This window comes from Acinetobacter sp. EKM10A, from assembly GCF_011075215.1.
Classification (GTDB): Bacteria; Pseudomonadota; Gammaproteobacteria; order Pseudomonadales; family Moraxellaceae; genus Acinetobacter; species Acinetobacter baumannii.
The window spans coordinates 47,652-71,741 of sequence record NZ_JAALLK010000001.1; the positions used below are offsets into that span (position 1 = coordinate 47,652).

The 24,090-nt window shown below is 38.6% G+C and carries 24 protein-coding genes; 7 read left to right on the forward strand and 17 right to left on the reverse strand.

Annotated elements, in window-relative coordinates; genetic code table 11:
• Positions 1 to 59: 59 nt before the first annotated feature.
• Positions 60 to 1,076, forward strand: coding sequence for a signal peptide peptidase SppA (gene sppA, locus G9371_RS00225; protein ID WP_001286615.1), 1,017 nt, complete (start codon positions 60 to 62; stop codon positions 1,074 to 1,076).
• Positions 1,077 to 1,094: 18 nt separating this feature from the next.
• On the forward strand, positions 1,095 to 1,904 hold the full coding sequence (locus G9371_RS00230) for an alpha/beta fold hydrolase (RefSeq protein WP_000114071.1): 810 nt from the start codon (positions 1,095 to 1,097) through the stop codon (positions 1,902 to 1,904).
• Between the two features lie 63 nt (positions 1,905 to 1,967).
• On the opposite strand, the gene purN is transcribed toward G9371_RS00230, so the two are convergent.
• Positions 1,968 to 2,597, reverse strand: a complete 630-nt coding sequence (purN, locus tag G9371_RS00235; protein ID WP_000975527.1) for a phosphoribosylglycinamide formyltransferase — start codon at positions 2,595 to 2,597, stop codon at positions 1,968 to 1,970.
• Positions 2,594 to 3,664, reverse strand: coding sequence for a phosphoribosylformylglycinamidine cyclo-ligase (gene purM, locus G9371_RS00240; protein WP_000071984.1), 1,071 nt, complete (start codon positions 3,662 to 3,664; stop codon positions 2,594 to 2,596). Before purM ends, purN begins: the two co-directional genes overlap by 4 nt.
• 135 nt (positions 3,665 to 3,799) lie before the next feature.
• Between purM and cxpE the strand changes: the two genes are divergently transcribed.
• From cxpE to G9371_RS00260, 4 genes are all read left to right on the forward strand, one after another.
• Positions 3,800 to 4,993, forward strand: coding sequence for a chloramphenicol efflux transporter CxpE (gene cxpE, locus G9371_RS00245; RefSeq protein WP_029423972.1), 1,194 nt, complete (start codon positions 3,800 to 3,802; stop codon positions 4,991 to 4,993).
• Between the two features lie 20 nt (positions 4,994 to 5,013).
• Positions 5,014 to 5,712: a DnaA regulatory inactivator Hda gene (gene hda, locus G9371_RS00250; RefSeq protein ID WP_001249536.1), complete on the forward strand. Its 699-nt coding sequence runs from the start codon at positions 5,014 to 5,016 to the stop codon at positions 5,710 to 5,712.
• Positions 5,713 to 6,028: 316 nt separating this feature from the next.
• A complete protein-coding gene (gene rbtA, locus G9371_RS00255) occupies positions 6,029 to 7,882 on the forward strand; it encodes a rhombotarget A (RefSeq protein WP_005123122.1) in 1,854 nt (617 codons plus the stop codon).
• Positions 7,883 to 7,897: 15 nt separating this feature from the next.
• Positions 7,898 to 10,339: a CSLREA domain-containing protein gene (locus G9371_RS00260; RefSeq protein WP_029423971.1), complete on the forward strand. Its 2,442-nt coding sequence runs from the start codon at positions 7,898 to 7,900 to the stop codon at positions 10,337 to 10,339.
• Positions 10,340 to 10,429: 90 nt separating this feature from the next.
• Here the strand turns inward: G9371_RS00260 and G9371_RS00265 are convergent, their stop codons facing one another.
• From G9371_RS00265 to G9371_RS00285, 5 genes are all read right to left on the reverse strand, one after another.
• Positions 10,430 to 10,819, reverse strand: a complete 390-nt coding sequence (locus tag G9371_RS00265) for a DUF3106 domain-containing protein (protein WP_000225917.1) — start codon at positions 10,817 to 10,819, stop codon at positions 10,430 to 10,432.
• Positions 10,809 to 11,129 (reverse strand): hypothetical protein, encoded by a 321-nt coding sequence (locus tag G9371_RS00270; RefSeq protein WP_001015075.1) that lies wholly within the window; start codon positions 11,127 to 11,129, stop codon positions 10,809 to 10,811. Before G9371_RS00270 ends, G9371_RS00265 begins: the two co-directional genes overlap by 11 nt.
• Positions 11,119 to 11,733, reverse strand: coding sequence for an RNA polymerase sigma factor (locus tag G9371_RS00275; RefSeq protein WP_029423970.1), 615 nt, complete (start codon positions 11,731 to 11,733; stop codon positions 11,119 to 11,121). Before G9371_RS00275 ends, G9371_RS00270 begins: the two co-directional genes overlap by 11 nt.
• 159 nt (positions 11,734 to 11,892) lie before the next feature.
• Positions 11,893 to 12,669, reverse strand: coding sequence for a TrmH family RNA methyltransferase (locus G9371_RS00280; RefSeq protein WP_000268345.1), 777 nt, complete (start codon positions 12,667 to 12,669; stop codon positions 11,893 to 11,895).
• A 56-nt stretch (positions 12,670 to 12,725) separates the two neighbouring features.
• Positions 12,726 to 13,697, reverse strand: a complete 972-nt coding sequence (locus G9371_RS00285) for a class 1 fructose-bisphosphatase (protein WP_002036892.1) — start codon at positions 13,695 to 13,697, stop codon at positions 12,726 to 12,728.
• Between the two features lie 182 nt (positions 13,698 to 13,879).
• Here G9371_RS00285 and G9371_RS00290 point away from each other — a divergent pair, with 182 nt between their 5' ends.
• Positions 13,880 to 14,068 carry an NF038105 family protein gene (locus G9371_RS00290; RefSeq protein ID WP_000208542.1) on the forward strand — a complete coding sequence of 63 codons (189 nt, stop codon included), beginning with the start codon at positions 13,880 to 13,882 and terminating at the stop codon, positions 14,066 to 14,068.
• A gap of 54 nt (positions 14,069 to 14,122) precedes the next feature.
• Here the strand turns inward: G9371_RS00290 and pal are convergent, their stop codons facing one another.
• The 10 genes from pal to G9371_RS00340 all read right to left on the reverse strand — a co-directional run bounded on the left by pal (position 14,123) and on the right by G9371_RS00340 (position 23,871).
• Positions 14,123 to 14,686, reverse strand: a complete 564-nt coding sequence (pal, locus tag G9371_RS00295) for a peptidoglycan-associated lipoprotein Pal (protein WP_000836015.1) — start codon at positions 14,684 to 14,686, stop codon at positions 14,123 to 14,125.
• A gap of 27 nt (positions 14,687 to 14,713) precedes the next feature.
• Positions 14,714 to 15,994: a Tol-Pal system beta propeller repeat protein TolB gene (gene tolB, locus G9371_RS00300; protein WP_029423969.1), complete on the reverse strand. Its 1,281-nt coding sequence runs from the start codon at positions 15,992 to 15,994 to the stop codon at positions 14,714 to 14,716.
• 94 nt (positions 15,995 to 16,088) lie between these two features.
• Positions 16,089 to 17,492 carry a cell envelope integrity protein TolA gene (gene tolA, locus G9371_RS00305; protein ID WP_029423968.1) on the reverse strand — a complete coding sequence of 468 codons (1,404 nt, stop codon included), beginning with the start codon at positions 17,490 to 17,492 and terminating at the stop codon, positions 16,089 to 16,091.
• A gap of 3 nt (positions 17,493 to 17,495) precedes the next feature.
• Entirely contained in the window at positions 17,496 to 17,948 is a 453-nt protein-coding gene (gene tolR, locus G9371_RS00310) for a protein TolR (RefSeq protein ID WP_001007562.1), read from the reverse strand.
• Positions 17,948 to 18,646: a protein TolQ gene (gene tolQ / locus G9371_RS00315; protein WP_000224630.1), complete on the reverse strand. Its 699-nt coding sequence runs from the start codon at positions 18,644 to 18,646 to the stop codon at positions 17,948 to 17,950. The genes tolR and tolQ overlap by 1 nt, the downstream gene beginning before the upstream one ends.
• 23 nt (positions 18,647 to 18,669) lie before the next feature.
• A complete protein-coding gene (gene ybgC / locus G9371_RS00320) occupies positions 18,670 to 19,077 on the reverse strand; it encodes a tol-pal system-associated acyl-CoA thioesterase (protein ID WP_001273591.1) in 408 nt (135 codons plus the stop codon).
• A gap of 210 nt (positions 19,078 to 19,287) precedes the next feature.
• Positions 19,288 to 20,622, reverse strand: a complete 1,335-nt coding sequence (locus G9371_RS00325; protein ID WP_029423967.1) for a M20 family metallopeptidase — start codon at positions 20,620 to 20,622, stop codon at positions 19,288 to 19,290.
• Between the two features lie 204 nt (positions 20,623 to 20,826).
• Positions 20,827 to 21,831: a Holliday junction branch migration DNA helicase RuvB gene (gene ruvB / locus G9371_RS00330; protein WP_001154002.1), complete on the reverse strand. Its 1,005-nt coding sequence runs from the start codon at positions 21,829 to 21,831 to the stop codon at positions 20,827 to 20,829.
• Positions 21,832 to 21,839: 8 nt separating this feature from the next.
• On the reverse strand, positions 21,840 to 22,439 hold the full coding sequence (gene ruvA, locus G9371_RS00335) for a Holliday junction branch migration protein RuvA (RefSeq protein WP_000578663.1): 600 nt from the start codon (positions 22,437 to 22,439) through the stop codon (positions 21,840 to 21,842).
• Positions 22,440 to 22,530: 91 nt separating this feature from the next.
• On the reverse strand, positions 22,531 to 23,871 hold the full coding sequence (locus tag G9371_RS00340; RefSeq protein WP_000437078.1) for a deoxyguanosinetriphosphate triphosphohydrolase: 1,341 nt from the start codon (positions 23,869 to 23,871) through the stop codon (positions 22,531 to 22,533).
• Positions 23,872 to 24,090: the final 219 nt, after the last annotated feature.

The window sequence follows — 24,090 nt, forward strand, 5'->3', positions numbered from 1 at the left end:
GTTTTTATCAAATCAACGTATATAATGACATCATTTCGATTGATTTGGATTGGAATTTTATGTCCGATTGGCCACCAAAACCACAAAATGAACCTATAACCCCTAAACAGAACGGACCGGAATGGCAAATCCTTGAGAAAGCTGTACTGGCTTCTGTAGAAGAACAACGCCGTAGTCGTCGCTGGGGTATATTCTTTAAAACACTTACTTTTATTTATCTATTGTTCATTATCGTCTTAATGGGCAAAGGCTGTTCGACCACTAAAGATGGCTCTACTGCAAGTAGTAGCAGTGCTCACCTTGCAGTAGTTGATATTATTGGAACTATTGATGCTTCAAGCAATCAGGCTGTGAATAGTGAAGATACAAACAAAGCGCTTAAACGTGCTTTTGAGGCATCGAATAGTAAAGCAATTGCCCTTAATATTAATTCTCCTGGTGGTTCACCTGTTCAGTCAGATGAAATCTGGCAGGAAATTCGCTATTTGAAAAAAGAGCATCCTGACAAGAAAGTCTATGCGGTAATTGGCGATATGGGTGCTTCGGGTGCTTATTATATTGCTTCTGCTGCCGATGAAATTATTGTGAATCCATCAAGTTTGGTAGGTTCAATTGGTGTCATTATGCCAAACTATGGCATTACTGGTTTAGCTCAAAAACTAGGAATTGAAGACCGAACTCTTACAGCGGGGACGAATAAAGACATTTTAAGTATGACAAAACCGATTAATCCTGTACAAAGACAACATATCCAATCTGTACTCGATAATGTTCATACTCACTTTATTAACGCAGTTAAAGAAGGACGTGGGAAACGCTTAAAAACTAATGATCCTGCTATTTTCTCTGGTCTTTTCTGGACTGGCGAGCAAGCAATTCAGTTAGGCGTAGCTGACCGTTCAGGTAACATTACAAGCTTGATGCGTGAACTGAAGCTTGATAATAAAGTTGACTACACGATTGAACGTAACCCATTACAATCCATTCTAGGGCGAATGGGATCAGAAATGGGGAAAGGTTTAAGTGAGTCGGTTGCTGAACGCTTACAAACAAGTCAGGATGCAAAACTACAATAATTTAAGCAGGATAACGGTATGTCAGTAAAACCGGTTATACACTTTGCGCATGCCAACGGCGTGCCATCTATGGTGTATCAAAAATTGTTTGATCAATTAAAAGATGAGTATGACGTAATTTATGTTCCACTCATTGGACCTGACAAACGTTATCCGATTACCAATCATTGGCCTTTTTTGGTTGATCAGGTAATTGATAGTATTGTACGTCAAGCGAAGGGGCGAAAAGTGATTGGACTGGGCCATTCGCTCGGTTCAGTTTTAACTTTAATGGCTTCTTTTAGACGGCCTGAGCTGTTCTCACAAGTGATCATGTTAGATCCGCCTCTTATTTTGGGTAGATATTCTTTTGCTTTTCATATGGCAAAATTATTTAAACCCAAAATAGTTGATGATATGACACCAGCGGGTTTATCTGCACGTCGTCGCGAGCATTGGGAATCACGTGAGCAAGCAGCTGCATTGTTACGCCCAAAAGGTTTTTATAAAGACTTTGATGAAGATTGCTTTCAAGCATACATTGACTATGCTTTAAAAGAAGACTCGGTACGTGGTGGTGTAACGTTAACTATTTCCCGTGAAGATGAAGTTGCGATTTTCCGTAAAAACCCTTCTTGGTGGTGGTTACCTATGCCAAAACCGAAAATGCCAGTACATTTAGTTGTAGGAAAAGAGAGCGCCTTTTTAAAAAGAGGTTTTCCTCAAATGGCAAAACGTAAAATGGGGATTCCATTTAGTGTTGTTGAAGGAGGGCATATGTTCCCTCTAGAGCATCCGATTGATACAGTGAATTATATTAAGGAACTTATTCACCGTAATTCACGCTAATATAGCTTTCGCAAAAAAAGGACATGCATGCATGTCCTTTTTTAATTGACGTTAAGCAAACTTTTACCAAGATGCAAAACGAATAGGGTGTTCAAGAATTTGATTGCGGAAATAGGCTTGTCCATTTTTCCATGTGAGCTGGCCATTGCATAACCACTCTGCAACTTGAGGATAAATAAAATGCTCAAGTTTATGTACACGTTCGGCCAAGGATGCAACATTGTCATGTTCTTTTACTTCAATGGCAGATTGAGCAATTGCTTGACCAGCATCAAGTTCAGAAGTCACAAAGTGAACGGTACAGCCATGTAATCGATCCCCCGTATTTAATACACGCTGATGTGTATTAATGCCTTTATAGGCAGGTAATAATGAAGGATGGATATTAAGCATTTTACCTTGCCATTTATCGACAAAGTCAGCAGTTAAAATACGCATAAAGCCAGCTAAAATAACCACGTCAGCTTGCCATGCGATAAGTTGCTGATGCATAGCTTCATCAAAATCTTCACGACTAGGAAAGTCTTTGTGAGAGATTACGGCTGTCGCGATATTGGCATTTTGAGCACGCTCTAGGGCATAAGCATCGGCTTTATTAGACAGTACACCTACAATTTGCCCTGATAGATTTGCATCTATCAAGGCTTGTAAGTTGCTGCCGTTCCCAGAGACTAGAACAGCAATTTTCATCATTCAAAGATCACACGAATTTTTTCGTCTGCACCTTCCACTGATTCCGCATTTTCTTGGATATGTCCGATTTTCCAAGCTTTTTCGCCTTGAGCATTAAGCACTTCAATTGCTTTTTCTGCATCATTTGCGTCAACTGCAATGACCATACCTACACCACAGTTAAAGGTACGGTACATTTCAAAACGTTCTACATTGCCTTCGCGTTGTAAAAGTTTGAATAATTCTGGCCATTCCCAAGAAGCTTCATTAATTACAGCTTGAGCACCATTTGGTAATACACGTGGTAAGTTGCCTGGTAAGCCGCCACCAGTGATGTGTGCCATCGCGTGTACATCAACTTGTTTGCAAAGCTCTAGAACTGGTTTTACATAAATACGTGTTGGCTCCATTGCTACATCTGCAAGAGGGCGACCATCAATTACTTGAGTTAAGTCTACATTCTTAACATCTAAGATTTTACGTAGTAATGAATAACCATTTGAGTGAGCACCGCTTGATGCAACACCAATAAGTACATCACCAGATTTTACTTTAGAGCCATCAATAATTTTGCTTTGCTCAACTACACCTACGGCAAAACCAGCAAGATCGTAATCTTCGCCTTCATACATGCCAGGCATTTCAGCTGTTTCACCACCTACAAGTGCACAACCTGCAAGTTCACAACCTTTACCGATACCAGTAACTACGTTTGCAGCTACATCGACATTTAAGTGACCAGTCGCATAATAGTCGAGGAAGAATAGTGGTTCTGCACCGCAAACCAAAAGATCGTTTACACACATAGCGACAAGATCTTGGCCGATTGTGTCATGACGATTAAGGTTAAGTGCTAAACGTAGTTTAGTACCTACACCGTCAGTTCCAGAAACCAAAACAGGTTCTTCGTAACCTTTAGGAATTTTGCATAGTGCACCAAAGCCACCAAGTCCGCCCATTACTTCTGGGCGAGTTGTACGTTTAGCGACTGACTTGATACGATCGACCAGTGCGTCGCCCGCTTCAATGTCAACACCCGCATCTTTGTAGCTTAAACCGGTATTTGGGGTAGAAGTTGAGTTGCTCATAAATGAAGTCTCCGCATTGGCGGCAGATTATAACCTGAATATACGAAACTCTTATGTTATTTATGCTCGAAAATGCTATCTTTAATAAAAATATTTTTCCATTTATAACGATTAAATCAAAAAAGGCTAGATTTTATGCAAGATCGTATACTGCGCCGTATTTTCTTACTCGCAGGTATTGTATTGCTGGTATGGGTATTATACTTGCTCAAGCCTGTGGTCATCCCATTTATTGGTGCTTTTTTCCTGGCTTATTTATTTAGTCCACTAGTCGAAGTTCTAGTAAAAATTAAGATACCTCGCTGGTTGGCAATTAGTATTGTTTTTATTGGTATAGGTGTAACTTTAACCGTTGCATTATGGTACCTAGTTCCACTGATCTGGAAACAACTTGTTTACGCTCGAGATAGTATTCCAGCGGGGATCCATTGGATTAATGCAGAGCTATTACCGTGGATTTCTTCGACATTCCATGTCCAGCAAATGGAAATTGATACCGATCAAATGTCCAAAGCTGTGATGGATTATGTTCAGACCAATTACAGTGCCGATAGTATTCAAGCAGTTTTATTAAAGCTTGCACAATCAGGACTTAATTTTATTCAAATTGGTGGAACAGTTGTTTTAATCCCAATTATTGCTTTTTACTTCTTATTAGACTGGGACCGTATGTTACAAAACTTACGTCGTCTCATTCCACGGCCATATGAAGCTACGACCTTACAAATCGTCCGTGAATGCCATAGCGTGTTAGGAGCATTTGTTAAAGGTCAGTTCCTTGTTATGCTTTTGCTCGGTGTAGTTTATGCAGTAGGCTTACAATTAATTGGACTAGAGGTCGGCCTAATTATTGGTATGGTGGCAGGTCTTGCCAGTATTATTCCTTATCTAGGATTTGCAGTCGGGATTATTGCAGCGGTTATTGCAAGTTTGTTCCAATTTGGAATGGACTGGACACACTTATTACTTGTTGGCGTAGTCTTTATGATTGGGCAGGTAGTAGAGGGCTATATTCTGCAGCCATTCCTACTCGGTGATAAAATTGGTCTTTCACCTGTTGCAGTTGTATTTGCTGTTTTAGCAGGGGCTCAATTGGCTGGCTTTTTAGGAATGTTAATTGCATTACCTGTGGCGGCTGTCATTGTGGTGCTCTTAAAACACCTCAGAGAAAATTACGAACGGAGTTCATTCTATGCTCCATCTTCTACATTATTAATCCAAGAGGGTAATATTGAGCAACTTCATGTAGAAACTGAAAATACTAAACTTGATCTTGAAGTTAAAAAACAGCAAGATACAGATACCCCGAATCTTTCAGATCAGAAATAATTTCAAGGCCAATTCATTATATGCGTCAACTCCAACTGGATATAGAACCTCAACTTGATGCCCGAATCAGTGATTTTTCGGGACCAGGTTGGGGGCATGTAGTGGATGCAGTGCGACAACTACATGCGGGTCTAGTAAATAGATTTTATATCTATGGTGGCGCAGGAACAGGCAAGAGCCATTTGCTTTCAGCGATTTGTGATTCTTATTTAGAGGTCGGTAAATCTGCAATTAAAGTTTCTTTACTTGAACTTCTCGATGCTCCAATTGAGGCAATTACTTGCTTAGAGCACTATGATCTGGTGGCTTTAGATGATATTGAGTCAATCAGTGGGGTGCCTCACTGGCAAAAAGCTGTTTTTCATTTAATGAATAACCATGAAGGACAACTTGTTTTCTCTTCACGTGTTGCACCGATTGAATTAAAACTAGAGTTACCAGATTTACAATCGCGACTTACACAAGCAGTGAGTGTAAAAGTGCCGAGCGGAAGTTTATATGCTGACCGCTATGCTTTAGTCACTTCTGTAATGGCTAGACGTGGGATCCATTTTGATCAGCAGATTGTAGACTATTTACTTTTACATGGGCCTCATCAAGCTTCTGTTCTATTGCAAACCGTAGCACAATTAGAAAAACTCCTTAAAGGTGAGAAGACTAAACTTTCAAATGCAACGTTAAGACAAATCTATGCTTTAATTGATGAATATCAACAATAATAATTTTTTAGCTTCTGGACTTTTAATTTATTAGCCTAAGTAGACTTTCCTTACTATAAAAATCATGAGCTACTTATTCTTTTAACCTTGAAAAATACTTTTAAATTTTTATAAGTAAAATTTTCATATATCAATAGATCTTTAATTGTACAAATATTTAGAAAGTTCCCTATCGAAAATGACGCTATAGACCGATCAAAACATCTTGAGAAATTCTGATTCCTGTGACAAAGTACGCACAAAGGATGCGTTTGCAAAAGTGGAAACTTTGCAATATTGACAAAGAAAAATGAAAAAAATAGGTAAGGAGAAGGGTATGCTCAAACGGAGCATTGCTTTTGCATTATTGGCTGCTGCTGGGCACGCTTATTCTGCTGATATTGAAGTCACAACTACAATTGATGAAGATGTCGATAATACAGTATGCTCATTACGTGAGGCTGTAGAACTAATAAATAAGCGTAATTCAAGTGATTCTACCGTGGTTGCCTCAGTAAAAGATGGGTATCATGGCTGTGGAAATAAAGATAGTTCATCAAATATTATTTTACAGCGCGATAAAGAATATACGTTAAATAGCAGAATAACGATTACAGCACCCCTTACAATTAGTACAGCAAAAAACGATTCTACATTAGTTGATACTGATCAGCCCGGTTCTCATAATGCAACTATCAAAATGGCAGGTACAGATCAGCTATTTAAAATTGATGATGAGAGTGTTGAAAAAGCATCATTTTCGGTTTTGTTGAGTGATCTTAACTTACAAGGGGCAGGTGCAAACTCTAAAGTGTTAACAGGTGGTTTAATTTTAAACCATGAAAAATTGACTATTCAAAACTCTCGTTTAACAGGTGGATATGCGAATCAAGGTGGAGTGATTTACAATCAAGGGTTTGCCTCAAAAAGTGATAGAACCTTTGGTTTTGTTTATATTGTAAATAGCCTTATCCAGAATAATAAAGCAGCCCAAGGTGGGGTAATCTATAGTGAGCAACCATTATTTCTAATTACTCAATCGGTAATTCGTGATAATGAAGTTAGTAATACAAGTGGTTCACTCTTCTTCAGTCAAGATTCATTTGATGATGAAAGTACTGGAGAATATGTAGTTCAACGTGCTATAGGATTAAGCAATAGTACGGTCTTTCATAATAAAGGTGGTTTTATTACGAATGTTCGAGATGGGATGTTTGTTAATAATATTACGATGATTAAAAATGACAAAGGATTATTCCTTGAAGCTCCACAAGGCAATGCTTCAATTTCAAATAGTATATTAGTTGGAAATACAATTAATTGTCAGGCTAATTCAACTGATAAAGCAATTATCCAAAGTAATTTAGTGACTACAGAATGTAATCGTAACGCTTCAGTAAAAGTTCCAAATATCCTTTATCCTGCCAATCAGAAATTAATTGCTGGTAGTACAGATGAGGGCGTTTGTGATGTAGCTTCAAAGGATGGGTTGTTATGTCCTTTTAATACGCCAAAGGATAGTTTCTTGGGCTTTTTTAAGCCACGGTTACTTGAAAGTTATAATACTTTAGCTGATTCACTTATTATTAATAAAGGCCGTTTGTACAGTGATGGTACTTCTGTAGGCTTGGCAAGTTGTGAAACTTTAGATCAGCGTGGAAAAAGACGTACTGGTTATGATGAGTTATGTGATTTAGGCGCAATTGAATATATCCTAAATAGTGATATCTCTTCAGTTGGTCAGGATATTAGATATGGGCAGGTTGCAAAGTTTAGTATTTTAGGCTCATTAAGTGAAGCAGACTTGGTTACACCTGCCACGTGTAAGCGTTTATTCGGTGAACGTCCTGATGGTAAAGAATGGCAACCTGGCTGTTTGAAAATAAAACAAAGTACTGATACACCTGTTTCGAAAGGTACTGTAACTATAGATCAGAATGGAAATGTAATTTATACACCAAATGGTAATTGGCATGGTGCAGATATTTTTAGTATTCAGGTAGTTACAAGTATTTCAAGATTTAATGAAGGAGTCGAGTTCCAATACATTACTATTCCTACAAGAATTGTACAGGAACCTTTGTCTGGAATTGAAGATAAATCTGTCAGCTCTGGTGGGGGGGGAAGTATAGGGGCTGGTTTTATTTTAAGTTTACTGGGGTTGGTTGCGTTACGTCGCTTTAAGTCATAATCAAGGATGAAGACTATGAAAAATTATAAAAAAGTATTATTGGCGTTATCTATACTTGCGACCATGCCATTGTTTGCTGATAGCACAAATAAACGGATTGAGGTTACAACTTTTGCTGACGAAGATGGTGAAAATCCAAATGCGTGTTCATTACGTGAAGCAATTAAAGTTGCAGCTACACGTAAATCAGACTATGGATGCACTATTTTTAGCTTAGATGATAATCAGGCAATTCAGTTAAAAGCAGGGACTTATACTTTAAATAAAGAATTAGTACCAAATGCAAATATTTCTATCTATGGTTATGGAGAGCGCGGAGAAGATAAAAATTGGACAGAAAAAAACCCTCTAACAAATGATTATCCTGCTCTACCAGAACTTAAAACACGTATTAATGCTGCGGGTAAGTCACGCATATTTAATACTGCAGAGAATAAAAAGGCTTTAACTTTACAAAATATTATTTTAGAAAATGGTATAGCTTCAACCCAAGGCGGGGCTATTTATGCAGGTGGTAATGTCACCTTGTTAGATTCCCAAATTTTAAATTCTCAAGCTCCAAAAGGTGGTGCCATTTTTCTGGGCGGGAGTGGGGTAAACTTATCAATAAGCCATTCATTACTACAGGGTAATCAAGCAGTTACCGGTAGTGTTTTAGCGATGAGTTGTAAAGAAGAACCAGCTTATGCTAAACGTGATATCACTATAACGTCTTCAAGTATTTTCAAAAATGGTTCGCTTAACTCTAAGAGTACATTTGAATTTTGTGGTGAACCAAACGCCATATTGACAATTAATACGATTGCAAAAAATATCGCTGATAAGATAAATGGTAGTATTCTAAAATTTACAGGAGATGCCGTTCCTGGAAGTACAACTAATTCCTCAACTATACTGAGCGGAAGTAGTAGTTTAAATTTACAGAATAATACGATTGTTGAGAACACTGCACATACTACCTTCTTATATGATAGTTTGGGTATAAAAGAATTAAGGTTTAATTTAATAGGGTACAATCTAGGTAGTTACGCTTGTCGTTATTTAGTGGGGCCTGCTGCGGACCTAAAAAATTCTGGTTTTACACTATCATTTAATGCATTAAATTTAACGAATAACGTTGAAAAATGTGATTTACCAACAGAAGCACTTACCTCATCTAATAAAACTATTGATATTGCGAATATTCCTTTTAGTTCGTTATTAGAACCGCAAAGTTCTGCTTCGCCAGAAACAGGCTTTTTACCTGTTTATTACCCATTAAATAACACCTCATCTCCACAAAATGATTTGATAGATGTAGATCCTGATGGTAAAGATACTTGTATAACTCTAGACCAACGGGGGCTTATTAGATCTGTAACTAATAAGTTATATTATCAGTCAGGTATCAAGAATAGTTGTGATATTGGTTCGATTGAGCTAATGAAACTGACTGCTGGAGATATAAAAGATTTAGGCAATGATTCTTTTACTGATCGAATTTCTACATATCAGACTCGATATGATAATGTACAAGAAAATCTTAAGAACCAAGCTTTTTCATATTTATGGCCAGTATTAAAAATAAGATCGGTAGAATATAAAAATCTTCTTGATCAAACTAAATCAAATGCAAAGTATCGTGCTATTTATATAGATTTGAAAGCTAAAGGATTGCCTTTACCTAATGAGGGTGCTAATCACACATTAAAATTCTTTAATACAACTGATTATAATATTAATGTTGAAACTATTGGAACAGGTTTAATAGACGATAAAGTTTATAATATTAAGGATAAAGAAGAGAATATACTTAAATGTGAATGGAACTCTGCTTTACAGCAAATTATATTTTATCGTTTAGATGACAGAATTACCCAAGCAGGTGATTACAACTATTGTAAATATACAGTAAGTACTAAAGATGGTTCTATTCAATCGACAGGTTTATTAGAGGCTCGTTTTGATAACATTGCTCCTGTAGCTACTGATGAAACAGTTTCATTTAAATATTTGGCTAATGAAATTATCCCTATAAATTTACTTAAATATGCAAATGATGATGGGGACGGACCAGCGAATACTCTTCAAACAAAACCTAATAAGCCTCAATTTTGGGTAAATGATAAAGGTGTTGAGCTACCAATTTATCTTCCAAGTAAAAGTTCAAAAGATGGTATTTTTAAAGTAGTAAAAGCAGATCGAGAAGGTCCATGTCCTAATAATGATAAAGATAATACTTGTTATGGCGGTAATATCTATATTCAAGCTAGTAATGTATTTAATACCTTCAACGATACCTTAACTTATTATGTATATGATGCTGATGGTAAAATCTCAAATGAGGGTACTATTAAGTTGGTAAGTACAGCAACCACAACTGATGATTCACGTGGCGGTGGAGGTGGCGGAAGTATTGGAATCCTTTCTATCGCATCACTACTAAGTTTAATTGCTTATAGACGTTATCGTAAGTGATGAGAAAAATAAAAAAGCCTCCACTAGGAGGCTTTTTTATTTGTTAGTAACTTTTTATTTTCAAAAAAAGATAAATATTAAATACGGTTTTTAGTGCTCTAAATATTTATTTATATATTCTTCGCGTATAGCAGTTCTTTCATCAGCACTTGCTTTGAGCATCCGTTGACGTAAATCATTACGTTCTTGTGTACTCATTTTTTGCCAAGCTTCACGCATTTTTTGTTTTTCTGCATCTGGAAGCTGGTTAAACCAATCCATACGTTGTTGCAAGTTAGCACTTTGGTTGGATGGTAATTCCTTTAAGCTTTGATAACGTTTAATTACAGCTCGTTGCTCTTCTTCAGATAGAGCATTCCAAGTATCATCTACTTGCGTATTGGCATCTTTTGAAAAAATCCAGAAACGTTCGAAACCTGCAAAACTTGTTTGCAAGAAACTTAATGAACAAAGGATAAGTGCTAACTTTTTAGCTACCATGTTGAACTTTATCCTCACCCAACACCATGAGCATTTCTAAATCTTCTACCATTTGTGGCGATAATTTAGGATTTACAACGACTTGATTTTGTGGCTTATCAAGCATATCTACTGAATTTGGTAAAATAACAAAACCAGTAATCGCTGCTGCAAGTGCAAAACCAGTCATTTTCCAGACACTATAATAAGAGGCTGGTTTTTGTTGGATATGGTCAAGCACATGATTCATCACCACTGTTTTATTTTTATGGTGATGGGCCAAACTATCGAGTTTGGATGTCACCTTTTTAGTGAAATCATCATGATTCATTGGAACCTCCCATGGGATTTAAATGCGCTAAATACTCTCTAAGTCCCTGAATTGCTCGATGATAATGGGTTTTTACACTACCTTCGGTACAGTTCATAATTTGCGCTGTAGTATGGGTATCAAAACCTTCCCACGCACGTAACATAAAAGCTTGTTGTTGACGAATAGGTAGTTTTGCAATCGCTTCCTGGATCTCTTCTATGGTCACTGCTTGATCTAGAAAATCTGCTGGATTGATTGCTTTTTCATCGACAATATCAATGATTTCTTCATCATCATTGTCTAGACTAACTTTTTTGAAGAATGAAAATGGGTTTGCCCGACGCGCTTCTTTACGGCGCCAATCCTGAAGCTTGTTATTCAGAATAGTATAAAATAGGGGATACCATTCTTCAGTACTTCGATCGGCGTAAGACTTGTGTAAAGCAATAAATGCTTCTTGAACCAAGTCCATAGCAATGCCTTGTTGACCTTGGGTAGCACTTTCCATCATCACTAAAGCACGACCAGTAACATCTTGCATGAAAACCTTTAGGCGTTGCTCAGCCGTGCTGGCATGAGCACTAGATGCTTCCGATCGAGACTTTTTCGGTGCTAAATCCATGGAGATGGAAAATCCTGTCATTGGACGTACCCACCTTATCTTCAATATATTTCTTATATAACGTTGAAAAGAGGTGGGAGGTTGACAACAATCGGCTATTTTTTAGTAGTGTAAATGATTTTTTTCACAAATATGAGCGATGTAAAATAAATTAACGTTTTATTGGCGTTGGCGAACCATTTCAAAAAAACAAATTGATCCTGCAATGGCTACATTTAATGACTCTTGACCACCGGGCTGCGGTATAGTCACTGATTGTGCATGGTCTAAAGCATAATCACTTGCACCTTGTCCTTCATTGCCTAAAATCCAAACACATGGTTTTGAAAGGTCTTTTGAATAAAGACTAGTCGAGCGATGAGAGCTTGTAACGAAAACAGGAATATCGAATTTAGGAAGAATATCGGTCAATTGAAAGTTTTCAAAACAAGACAGGCTAAAATGTGCCCCCATACCTGCTCTTAAAACTCGTGGAGACCAAAGTGAGGCAGAGCCTTGTGTGCAAATAATCTGTTTTATATTTGCTGCTGCCGCTGAACGTAACAATGTACCTACGTTACCCGGATCTTGTACATTTTCTAGAATTAACGTATCTACGCTATAGTCAATGGTTGATGCAGTTTTCGGTAAATCGATAATAGCCAAGCAAGGAAGAGTATTACCTAAAGTACTTAAATCTTTATATAAAACTTCGCTAATAATAAAGACATGACCTTGGTGAAGTTCAATGATTTTCTTTAAATCGGGATGTTCTAAGGCTTGTTCAGTCGTAAACAACGAAAAGAGTTTTTTCTGTTGTTGTAACCAAGCTAGACAAAGATGGGTACCTTCAAGAACTGTTTGTTGATGCTTTTTTCGGGCGCTATTGAGTTCAATTAAACCACGCAAATGTTTAATTTTTGCATTGTCTTTTGATTCTAAAAAAATAACCGCCATAAGGGAATATCCAAAAGGGCGTCATCATACTATGACGCCCTGTGTAATTTAAATTATTAATGATAGCTTGTTACGCGTTCAACTTCATTCTTAGAACCGATAATCACAGGAACACGTTGATGAAGTTCTGTTGGTTCAATCTCTAGAATGCGTACACGGCCAGTAGTTGATGCGCCGCCTGCTTGTTCAATGAGCATACTCATTGGGTTAGCTTCATACATTAAACGTAAACGACCAGCTTTTTTGGGGTCTTTCAAGTCATATGGGTAAAGGAAAATACCGCCACGGCATAAAATACGGTGAACATCACCCACCATACATGCGACCCAACGCATATTGAAGTCTTTTTCACGTACAGATGTTTTACCTGCAAGTAACTCTTCAATATATTGTTTTACTGGTTGTTCCCAATGGCGTTGGTTAGATGCATTAATAGCAAATTCTTGAGTATCTGCTGATACTTGAACATTCTCTGTAGTAAGTAAGAATGTTTGAGTTTCTGGATCTAACGTAAAGAAAGCTACACCATTTCCAACTGTTAAAGCCATCATAGTTGATGGGCCATATAACACATAGCCAGCAGCAACTTGTTGAGTGCCTGCCTGCATGAAATCTTGTGCTTGTGTAATCGCATTTTTGGCAGGAAGAATCGAGAAAATTGTTCCTACACACATGTTGATATCAATGTTGCTTGAACCATCTAATGGATCAAATAGAACCAAGTATTCGCCGTTTTCTTGTGCTGGTGTAAAATCATCAAGCTCTTCAGATGCAAGACCACCGACGTGAGGATGGACTTTTAAAGCATCGATTAAATAGTCATTAGAAATCACATCAAGTTTTTTCTGTGTTTCACCTTGAACATTTTCGTTACCTGCGCTACCCAAAATTCCAGCCAAGGCACCTTTTTGTAAGGCTTGATCAATGGTTTTACAAGTCGCAGCAATTGTGTCGATGACTTGAGCCAACTCAGGTGTAAGATTCCCTTTTTCTTGTTGTAAAAATTGGGACAATGTGAGGTTGGACATAAAAAAACGCTCCTGTGCGCAAGCATCAAAATGAGTCAGATAAATACGTGGCATATTCTAGATGAGAATGCCGAAAAATAAAAATTATCTTACTTTATTTGTGTTGCATTTATGCTTACAAGCCCCATTTTACGTGGTATGTTGTTTGCATAACAAAGGAATGTAGATTTAGGAGAATCGAAATGACAACTAAGAAGTTTGATGCGACCCCAACAGCAGGTGAACCAATCAATTTAGAAGAAATTTCGAAAGAAAGTGTTCAGGAAGCTTGGAAAGATTATGAGGCAAAACCTGAATATAAAGCTTTTAATAAGCATGATTTGATTGAGTCAATGCAACATTCAGAAGAAGAGCAAAACAAATCCTCTTAAAGTAAGAATGTAAAAATAAACGCCCATATTTGGGCGTTTATTTTTTGGGATGTTTTATTTTAATAGAGGAGGAACCGCTTCATAGTTAATTTCAACGCGGCGGTTTTCTTTCCAAGCTGATTCATCATGGCCAGGATTAACAGGCGCTTCTTTACCATAACTTACAGCTTCAAGTTGCTGAGGATTTACACCACTGGTAATAAGATAATTCTGAACTGCTTTTGCACGACGCTCACCCAAGGCCATGTTGTATTCGCGTGTACCGCGCTCATCTGTATGACCAGTTAATGCAACTTTTGAGTTTGCATTTGCCATGAGGAACTGAGCATGAGCTTGAAGTGTTTGGTAATCTTCAGTAGATAAATCACTACTGTCATAATCGAAGTGAACGACGCGTTTCGCTAGGGCAGCCTTGTTTGCCTCAGTTACACCTTTTGAAGAAGCACCTGCTAGATTTTGAGCATTTAATGCAGCATCTTCACTTAAGCCTGTCGTATTTACTGTGCTTGGGTTAGTTGTACCTGTAGTTGCCGTTGTTGCTGGCTTACGACTTGCACAACCTGTCATGACAAGTGCCGCACTAAGTAGAGGAAAGGCCAAATATTTAATTGATTTCATCATCATCTCCATCAATGGAATAAAAAGTTATTTAGGTGCCCAGGCTGGTTCACGTACTTCACCTTGCTCACTCGGTAAATTCATACGGAAACGACCATCAGTGGACATGATAGACAGTAAACCACGGTTCCCTTCACGAGTTGCATAAACCACCATTTGCCCATTTGGTGAGAAACTTGGTGATTCATCTAAACTGGTTGGGGTAAGAATATTGACAATGCCTGTATTAATATCTTGGATCGCAACTTTATAGTTACTACCACTTGGTCGATGCACGAGTGCAATTTTTTTACCATCTGCACTTAAAGTGCCACGAGCATTAAATGACCCTTTAAATGTTAAGCGTTTTACTGAGCCATTCCCAAAATCATAGCGATAAATTTGAGGAGAGCCTCCACGGTCAGATGTAAAAATAAAAGCTTTTCCATCTGGTGTGTAACGCGCTTCAGTATCAATTCCCGAGTCATTTGTCATGCGTTTGACTTGGCGAGTTAATAAATCCATTTGATAAATTTCAGGGTTACCATTCATCGATGCTGTAAATAGCATTGATTTGCCATCTGGTGAAAAGCTTGGTGCACCATTTAAGCCTTTAAAACTCGTAAGTACTTCACGTGTTCCAGTAGAGAGATCTTGTAAATAAATGGCTGGACGTTTAGTTTCAAAAGAAACATAAGCAATTTTTTTAGCGTCAGGAGTCCATGCCGGAGACAAAATCGGGTCACGTGAAGAGAGAACGGTTTTTGGTTGTTCACCATCTGTATCGGCGATTTGTAAGGTATAACGTTCAGCAGGAGTGGCAGGATTACGTAATACATAAGCGATACGACCACTAAAATCGCCTGGAATTCCGGTTAAGGCCTGATAAATAGCGTCACTTACCATATGTCCTGCTTGACGTATGCGTGAAGCAGGAACATTTAACAACTCATTCAGAAGATATTGCTGTTTTTGTACATCATAAAGTTGGTAATGGACTTCAAACCCGTCAGCTGTTTGCTTAATTTGTCCAGTAACAACATAAGGAATACCAGCAGCTTGCCAATCAGATGCTTGAATCTGGTTAATAGCGGCATTCGCAGGTAAATTTTTTGATGAACTTGTAAAACGTCCTGAGCGGTTCAAGTCAGTTTCAACAATAGGATAAAGTCCATTGTCGTTATTAAAAGGCACAATAGCGATTTTAGGCGCCTGATCAGGTGCTTTTGCAATCTCTAAATGTAATTGAGCAAAGGCAGCTATTGGTGCAAGAGGACTTAATGCTGTAAGTAGCGTTAAGGCTAGAAGGTGTTTGCGGCTCGTTTTCATAGGTTTAAAGTCATTGAAGGTATTTTTTGTGACTGGTGATTTTGTAGCATAGTTACATGCTTCAAACTATTTAAAGCATGTAACTCTTACAAAATTATTGTGCTCTGAAAGTAGAGGTAACGCTTCGCGCTTCTCGTCTTGCATCAGGATCCGATGGCATTGGGTAGGGAGCAGACGCCTGAATTGCAGCTTTGATACTTGCATCCAATGCATCATCTCCACTTGACCGTGTAATAACAATCGAGCTAACACTACCTGAGTCAGACAGGGTAAATCTAACGCTAACAGTTTTACCACTGCTTCCTGTAGGAACATCCCAAGCACGACGAATTTTCTGCTCAAAATCACGTTTAGCCGAAGATGCAATTTTTTTAGCTTCACCTTTTTTCTGGGCAGCTTCTTCTTGAGCTTTTTTAGCAGATGCAGCTTTTTCTTCGGCCTCAATTTCGGCTTTACGTCTAGCATCTTCTGCTGCTTTTTGTTGTTTGGCTTTTGCATCAGCCTCAGCTTTGCGTTTAGCGTCTTCAGCCGCTTTTTGCTGTTTAGCTTTCGCATCGGCCTCAGCTTTGCGTTTAGCATCTTCAGCCGCTTTTTGCTGTTTAGCTTTCGCATCGGCCTCAGCTTTGCGCTTAGCATCTTCAGCTGCTTTTTGCTGCTTGGCTTTTGCATCAGCCTCAGCTTTACGTTTAGCATCTTCAGCTGCTTTTTGCTGTTTAGCTTTCGCATCGACCTCGGCTTTACGTTTCGCGTTATCAGCTGCTTGTTGCTTAGCCTTAGCATCGGATTCAGCTTTACGTTTGGCGTCTTCGGCAGCTTTTTGCTGTTTGGCTTTCGCATCTGCTTCGGCTTTTCGTTTAGCTTCTTGTTGTGCTTGAAGTTTAGCGTTTTCAGCCTTTTGAGCTTCACGTTTTAGTCTTGCTTCAGTCTCCGCTTTACGTTTAGCTTCCTCAGTTGCTTTTTGTCTAGCTTTCGCATCGGCCTCAGCTTTTGCATTTTGTTCGGCTTTTCGTTTTTGTTCAGCTTCAGCTCTCGCTTTAGCCTCCGCTTGACGCTTAGCTTCGGCCTGTTGCTTCTGTGCTTCCTCTAAACGTTGTTGCTCTGCAGCTTGCTTTGCTTTAGCAGCTTCTTCAGCTTTACGCTTTTCCTCAGCTAATTTTGCTTGTTGTGCCTGCTCAGCTTTTTGCTTTTGAGCAGCAAGTTGTTGTGCTGTTGGAGGAGGAGGGGCAGCTGGAAGATTTTGAGGAAGAGTTTCATCCACAATCGGGCTTAGAACTTCTTCAGCCTGATTTTCTGCTACGGTTGGTTGCTCAACTTCTTTTGCCAAAGGTGGTGGTAAATCTTCTGGTTTAACTAAAACAGTGGTCAGCTTTTTTGGTTGTTCAGGTGGTTTACTCAAGCCTAAAAAAAGCAAGCCAACAATGGCAATTGCATGAACTCCAAGGGTGAAGCTCAATGCTATTGCATTTTGTTTAAAAGGAGGCTTTTGATTTTTATTCATAGCTTATTTTAAAGGCTCTGTCAGAAGGCCAACTTGAGTTAAACCTGCTTCTTGTAAACTTGCCATCAATGATACGACTTCTCCATAAGGGCGAGTCTTATCACCATTCACTAAAACTGTAAGTTGTTTGTTTTCCTGCTCAGCTTGTTTTTGTGCTTCACTTAAAACAGACTCAAGTTTTTCAAGAGAAAGTGGCTCATTATCTTTGTAATCTTCATATTGAAGATAAATATTGCCATCTTTACCAATCGTGACCATGGCTGGCATATCTTTTGATTCAATTGGATGATTATTTGCCTGAGGTAAATCGACTTTAATACCACTGGTGATCATGGGAGCAGTCACCATGAAAATCACTAAAAGTACCAGCATTACATCGATATAAGGCACGACGTTCATGTCACTTTTTAATGGTTTTTTTATGCGCTCAAAGCGCCCTGAACGTTGAATGGCCATTATGCATCTTCCTGTGACGAACCCACAGATTGACGTTGCAATAAAGCAATCATCTCTTCGGCAAATAATGCACGATCAGAGTAGACACTTTCGCTTTTAGCCGTAAAGTGGTTAAAAGCCAATACCGCAGGAATTGCAGCAAATAGACCAATTGCAGTTGCAATAAGGGCCTCGGCAATACCTGGCGCAACTGTTGCTAACGTCACTTGGTCAACAGCAGCCAAACCAATAAAAGCATTCATGATTCCCCAAACAGTACCGAATAAACCGATATATGGGGCAACCGAACCGATACTTGCTAAAGTACCTAAACCATATTCCAGACTACCCTGATCACGACTTAAACCGACACGTAAAATACGTTCTGTTCCTTCGATCATTTGTGAGGTAGGAGCTTGGCGTTTTTTGAGTTTAAAAAACTCACTTAATCCTTGATAAAAGATATCTTCAAGGCCTGAGCGTTTTGAATTGAGTTGTGCGTTGTTGTAAAGCGTATTGAGTTCAGCACCAGACCAGAACATTTTTTGGAAATGTTCATCATCTTGGCGTGCTTTTTTATAACTCATATGTAACTTGGCAATCAGGTACCAACTAAAAATTGATGCTAACAATAAAATCAGCATGACCAACTGGACGACTGGACTTGCTTGTAAAATAAGGTCAGAAATATGCAGGGTTGATTCAATGTTTGTTGCCATAGTTACATATGCCGGTTGTTTTTTTAGTCTTGTTCCAATTCTTTACGAATAAGATCACGTATTTCTTCCGGAAGACGACGTGGCATTAGATCTTTACTTAAACATGCCAACTCAACCTCACCAGAAGCAAGCAAGATTTCACCACGATAAATATTTTGTTGCAACACAAATGACGCAGCTTTACATGAAACTACACGTGCTGTAACAGTAATTAAGTCATCCATTAAAATAGGACGCATATATTTTACGTCAATTTTATATACTACAAAGTTGTAGTCTTTTTGATGCCAGTAATGGTCAACGCCAGCAGCGCGGAGCCATTCTGTACGGGTACGTTCCATATAGCGAATGTGGTTGGCATGGTAAACAATACCACCTGCGTCCGTATCTTCAATATAAACACGAATGTTGAATTCAAAATGATTCGCCATGAGAGTATTCCGTTTTAGTTCACTATAGAGCTTTATATTTAAAATATGACTGTTGAATAAAATATCAGTTCTATCCAAAGCCATACATCTGCTTTTAAATACGGGGCAGTTTAGCAGATTGCATACTAAGTCCTATGGCACAACCTTTCAATCGCGACTGCTGTCTTTCTTCTTTAAAACGGAACACTCTATGGTGAGCATATTGTTAAGTTAAGACTGTTTCCATGCAGCCTGAACTTGTTTAGCGATATTCGGATAGTCTAAAACGAATCTTATATGTAGCTCGGTTCCTGTCTTTAAGGCCTTATCATCTACTATAAAAGAAGGGTTATGATTCGGTGCAGCTTGGCTTAAGTCTTGATTTTCAGGTGTTGCTCCTAAGAAAACAAAGAAAGAGGGCATTAATTTCCCATAATAGGCAAAATCTTCACTTGCACTTGCATTATGGTCCAAAACATGAAGATTCGAATCTCCAACAGTTTTGGCTAATGTTGGCTGGATAAGTTGAGTAAGAGCTTTATTATTCATGGTTACTGGAGCATAAGGCGCAATTTCAACTTTTGCTGTTACCTCATTAGCTTGAGCGTTATGTTCCACCAGAGTTGGTAAGCTCTTTAGGATATTTTCTCGGATCTGTTCGTTATTGGATCGAATAGTACCGATCATATTGACCTGTTCAGGAATCACATTTCCAGCTGTACCGCCTTGAATATTGCCAATACTAATAACGCCCATACCTTGGGTTAGGTCGGTTCTTCGGCTAATAAGACTTTGTAAATTATTAATCATTTGAGCTGATGCATAAATTGGATCTCTGCCTAACCAAGGGGTTGAGCCATGAACCTGTTTGCCGTTAACTTGAATCCGTAAGTGATCGGCACTGTTTAAAATAGCACCATCTTTATAATATAGATGTCCGCTTTTCATGCCAGACATGACATGCATGCCAAAAATGGCTTCTGGTTTGTAGTCTTTAAATGCACCATCCGCAATCATTTTTCTTGAGCCGATTTGATCACCATGCGTGAAGTTATCGATATCTGCTCCACCTTCTTCAGCGGGCTGAAATACAAAAATTACAGTGCCTAATATTTTATCTTTATTGGCCGCCAATATCTTTGCTGCACCTAATAACATTGCAGTGTGCGCATCGTGTCCACAAGCATGCATCACATAAGTTTCTTTACCTTGATAAATTGCTTTTTGTTTACTAGCAAATGGCACACCACTTTTTTCTTCCATAGGTAGCGCATCCATATCTGCTCTAAGCGCAATAATAGGGCCAGGGTTAATCCCTTTTAAAATGCCGATTACCCCTGTTTTTGCATAACCTGTTCTGACTTGAATGCCATAAGACTTTAATTCTTTTTGAACCAATGCAGATGTTTTAAATTCCATATTGCCTAGTTCAGGGTACTCATGGATGTGTTGTCTTAATTGAATGACCTGATTTTCATTTTGTTGTATAGCATCTTTTACCCAATCCGCTAGGCTCAATTGACTTATTAGGGCAAGTGGAAAAATTAAAGCAGCTTTTTTGTACATATCCTTATCCTAAAAATATTATTGTTCAGAAGATTTAATATCTAGATTTCTTATAATTTAGTTTTTAAAAATATTAAAAAATCAATAAGGTATAAAGAAAGACTTAAAAGGTATAGAGTGGCTAATTTATTGATAAGTCAATTTTTATTTGAGTTAAAAAGAATAGTTAAATAAAAAAAGGAAGAGAAAATTCTCTTCCTTTGATTAGTTTTTAGGCTCAGGTGGCGTCATGCCAAACTGCAAATAAGATTGGTTGGTTGCAATGCGACCTCGTGCAGTACGCATAACATAACCTTGCTGAATTAAATAAGGTTCAATAACATCTTCAAGTGTTCCGCTATCTTCAGCCATAGCAGCTGCAAGGGCTTCAACACCAGCAGGTCCACCATCAAAACGTTCTAACAACATACTTAAATAACGTCGGTCTAAGGTATCTAAACCAGCTTTATCGACATTAAGCATATCAAGCGCACGTTGTGCCATTTCATGGTTAACTTCGCCTGTACCTTTTACTTGTGCATAGTCACGTACACGGCGTAATAAACGATTGGCAATACGCGGTGTTCCGCGTGAACGGCGTGCAACTTCTTCTGCACCCTCAACTGTAATGGGTACATCCATGAGGTTTGCAGATCGTGACACGATGTGAGTTAAGTCTTCTACAGAATAGAATTCAAGACGTTGCACAATACCGAAACGGTCACGTAGTGGTGAGGTCAACAAGCCTGCACGTGTGGTCGCAGCAACAAGTGTAAAAGGGGGTAAATCTAGTTTAATTGAACGGGCAGCAGGGCCTTCACCAATCATGATATCGAGTTGGTAATCTTCCATTGCTGGATAGAGGATTTCTTCAATCACTGGTGAAAGACGATGAATCTCATCAATAAATAAAACATCGCCTTCTTCAAGGTTAGTCAGCATTGCAGCCAAATCACCCGCACGCTCTAAAACAGGCCCTGAAGTGGATTTGAGATTGCCACCCATTTCACGCGCAATAATATTGGCAAGCGTGGTTTTTCCTAAGCCCGGTGGACCAAAAATCAGTGTGTGATCGAGTGCTTCACCACGACCACGAGCCGCACCGATGAAAATTTCCATTTGCTCGCGTACGACTGGTTGCCCGATATAATCGGCAAGTGAAGTCGGTCGAATAGCCCGATCAAAATGATCTTCAGGTTTTTCTGTTCCACTGATTAGACGGTCTTGCATAGGTGTGTTTACTTCATCATTGATTTAAGTGCAGCACGAATAATATCGGCTGATTCAGTGTAATCGGCTTTAACCGCCGCAACAGCTTTTTGTGCCTCAAGAGGTTTATAACCTAGTGACTGTAAGGCTGCTTCTGCTTCTGCAACAGGTGAGTTCGAAACAAATTGAATCTGAGGCAGGGCGGCAGCGCTAGAAGTTCCTTGTGCCAAAGTTTTAAAACGGTCACGAAGTTCAATCATTAAACGTTCAGCTGTTTTTTTGCCTACACCCGGAACTTTAACCAAAGTATTCACATCGTCATGTTCAATTGTGTGTACCAGCAATTCAACACTTAACGTAGAAAGAATACCTAATGCCATTTTCGGGCCCACACCATTTACTTTTAGTAAGGTGCGGAAAATAGTTTTCTCTTGAGCATCACTAAAACCATAAAGCTGCTGAGCATCTTCACGGACGACCAAATGCGTCCATAGCGTAACTTTCTGGCCTTTTTGTAATTGGCAAAATGTTGAAAGCGGTGTATCAATTTCATAGCCCACACCATTTACATTCAGTAAGACAGTTGGGGCTTCTAGGGCAAACACTTCGCCAATTAAACATCCGATCATAGCGTAATTTCACTTATTCATAACTGTAAATCTGGTCATTTTAAATGTATTAAAACGACACTAGCTGTATTTCTTTCTATATTAAGGCAGCTTAAAACAAGCCGATTTTATTACCTTGTAGCTCTTGAGCCAAGCTATAAGCCTGATGATCTGAAAACTTACTGATAATATCGAGTACCTGCATGATATTGCTGTAGTGGTTATTACTAAAGCGAGCACCGTACAAATTAAGAATAGACATCAAGCGTTGTTCTTTAAAGCTTAAAGATTTATGCGGCATCGTTAAGGGAACAAATGCATCAAGAATAGTTTGCAAACTTTGGTGAGCAATAATTTCTAAACCAGACTTTTGTGGGTGTTCAAAGATTTTTTCACGTGCCAGATTTTTGGCTGTTTCAATACCTGCCGCAATATCAGGCGAACAGTACTGTAAAAGACTACCTTTGAGCTGACCAGTAATAATTTCATAATGATGTTTGGCAAAAGCTGTAGTGACTTCATCAACCAGACGCTTCATAACACGACCACGCAATGCCGAAATTTTTTGTTGCCATGTACTGCTTGGAAGTGATAGTTCTTCAGGTTGACCATAATCTGCAATCAAGTTGAGAAAAATCGGTTCAACCTCTTGGTAATTCAGCATATTTAGAATAATGCCATCTTCTAAATCGATGAGAGCATAGCAAATATCATCGGCAGCTTCTAACAAATAGGTAAGTGGATGACGGCAGTAGTGATATTCACCTAATTGAATAAGTCCGAGCTGCTCAGCAATTTGTTTTAAAATTTCTTTTTCAGATTGATAACAACCAAATTTCGCTCGTTGGTGTGATGGACGATCACCTTGAGAAGCTATTGTTTTTGAAAGCCAAGGATATTTTAAATAAGCGCCTAAGGTTGCGTAAGTTAAACGCATGCCTCCATCATCTGGATGATAGTCAATACGGGTTAATAGGCGTAATCCTTGGGCGTTGCCTTCAAACTGACGGACATCGGCTTCTTCTTCGGGAGTTAACTTTTTTAAAAAATCATTATGTGAGGCATCGTCAAACCATTCACGAATTGCATATTCACCTGCATGCCCGAAGGGTGGGTTGCCAATGTCATGAGCAAGGCAGGCCGCTTGAATAATTGCGCCGACATCGGCAGGAGAAATCCAGACAGGCAATTCATCTTTAATTTTTTCGGCTGCTAGCATGCCCATGGAACGGCCAATACAGGAAACTTCAAGCGAGTGAGTTAAACGGGTATGAATGCCATCATGCTGTGCTAAAGGATGAACTTGAGTCTTGCGGTTTAACTGACGAAAACTTTGTGAAAATATAATGCGGTCATAATCTTTATGAAATGGGCTTCGAGCCAGCTCTGTACTGCTTTTTTTACTACCTAAACGAACTGCAGACAGCAGTTCTAACCAACGCATTTGTTCCATTTATCATTATTCAAAACTATAAAGCTTGATCATGCCAAAAAAATGCTAAAAGCACTAGCTTGGTGCGACATAGTTTGTCTTAGTTCAGGTTTTATTATGTTATTGAATAAACATGAAACAATTTATTTTGAGCGAGAATGATTAAAAAAATGATTTTGAACAAAAAACACATCACTTCTTGCAGAATTAGGTTACAGAATACTGATTCTACATCTAGCT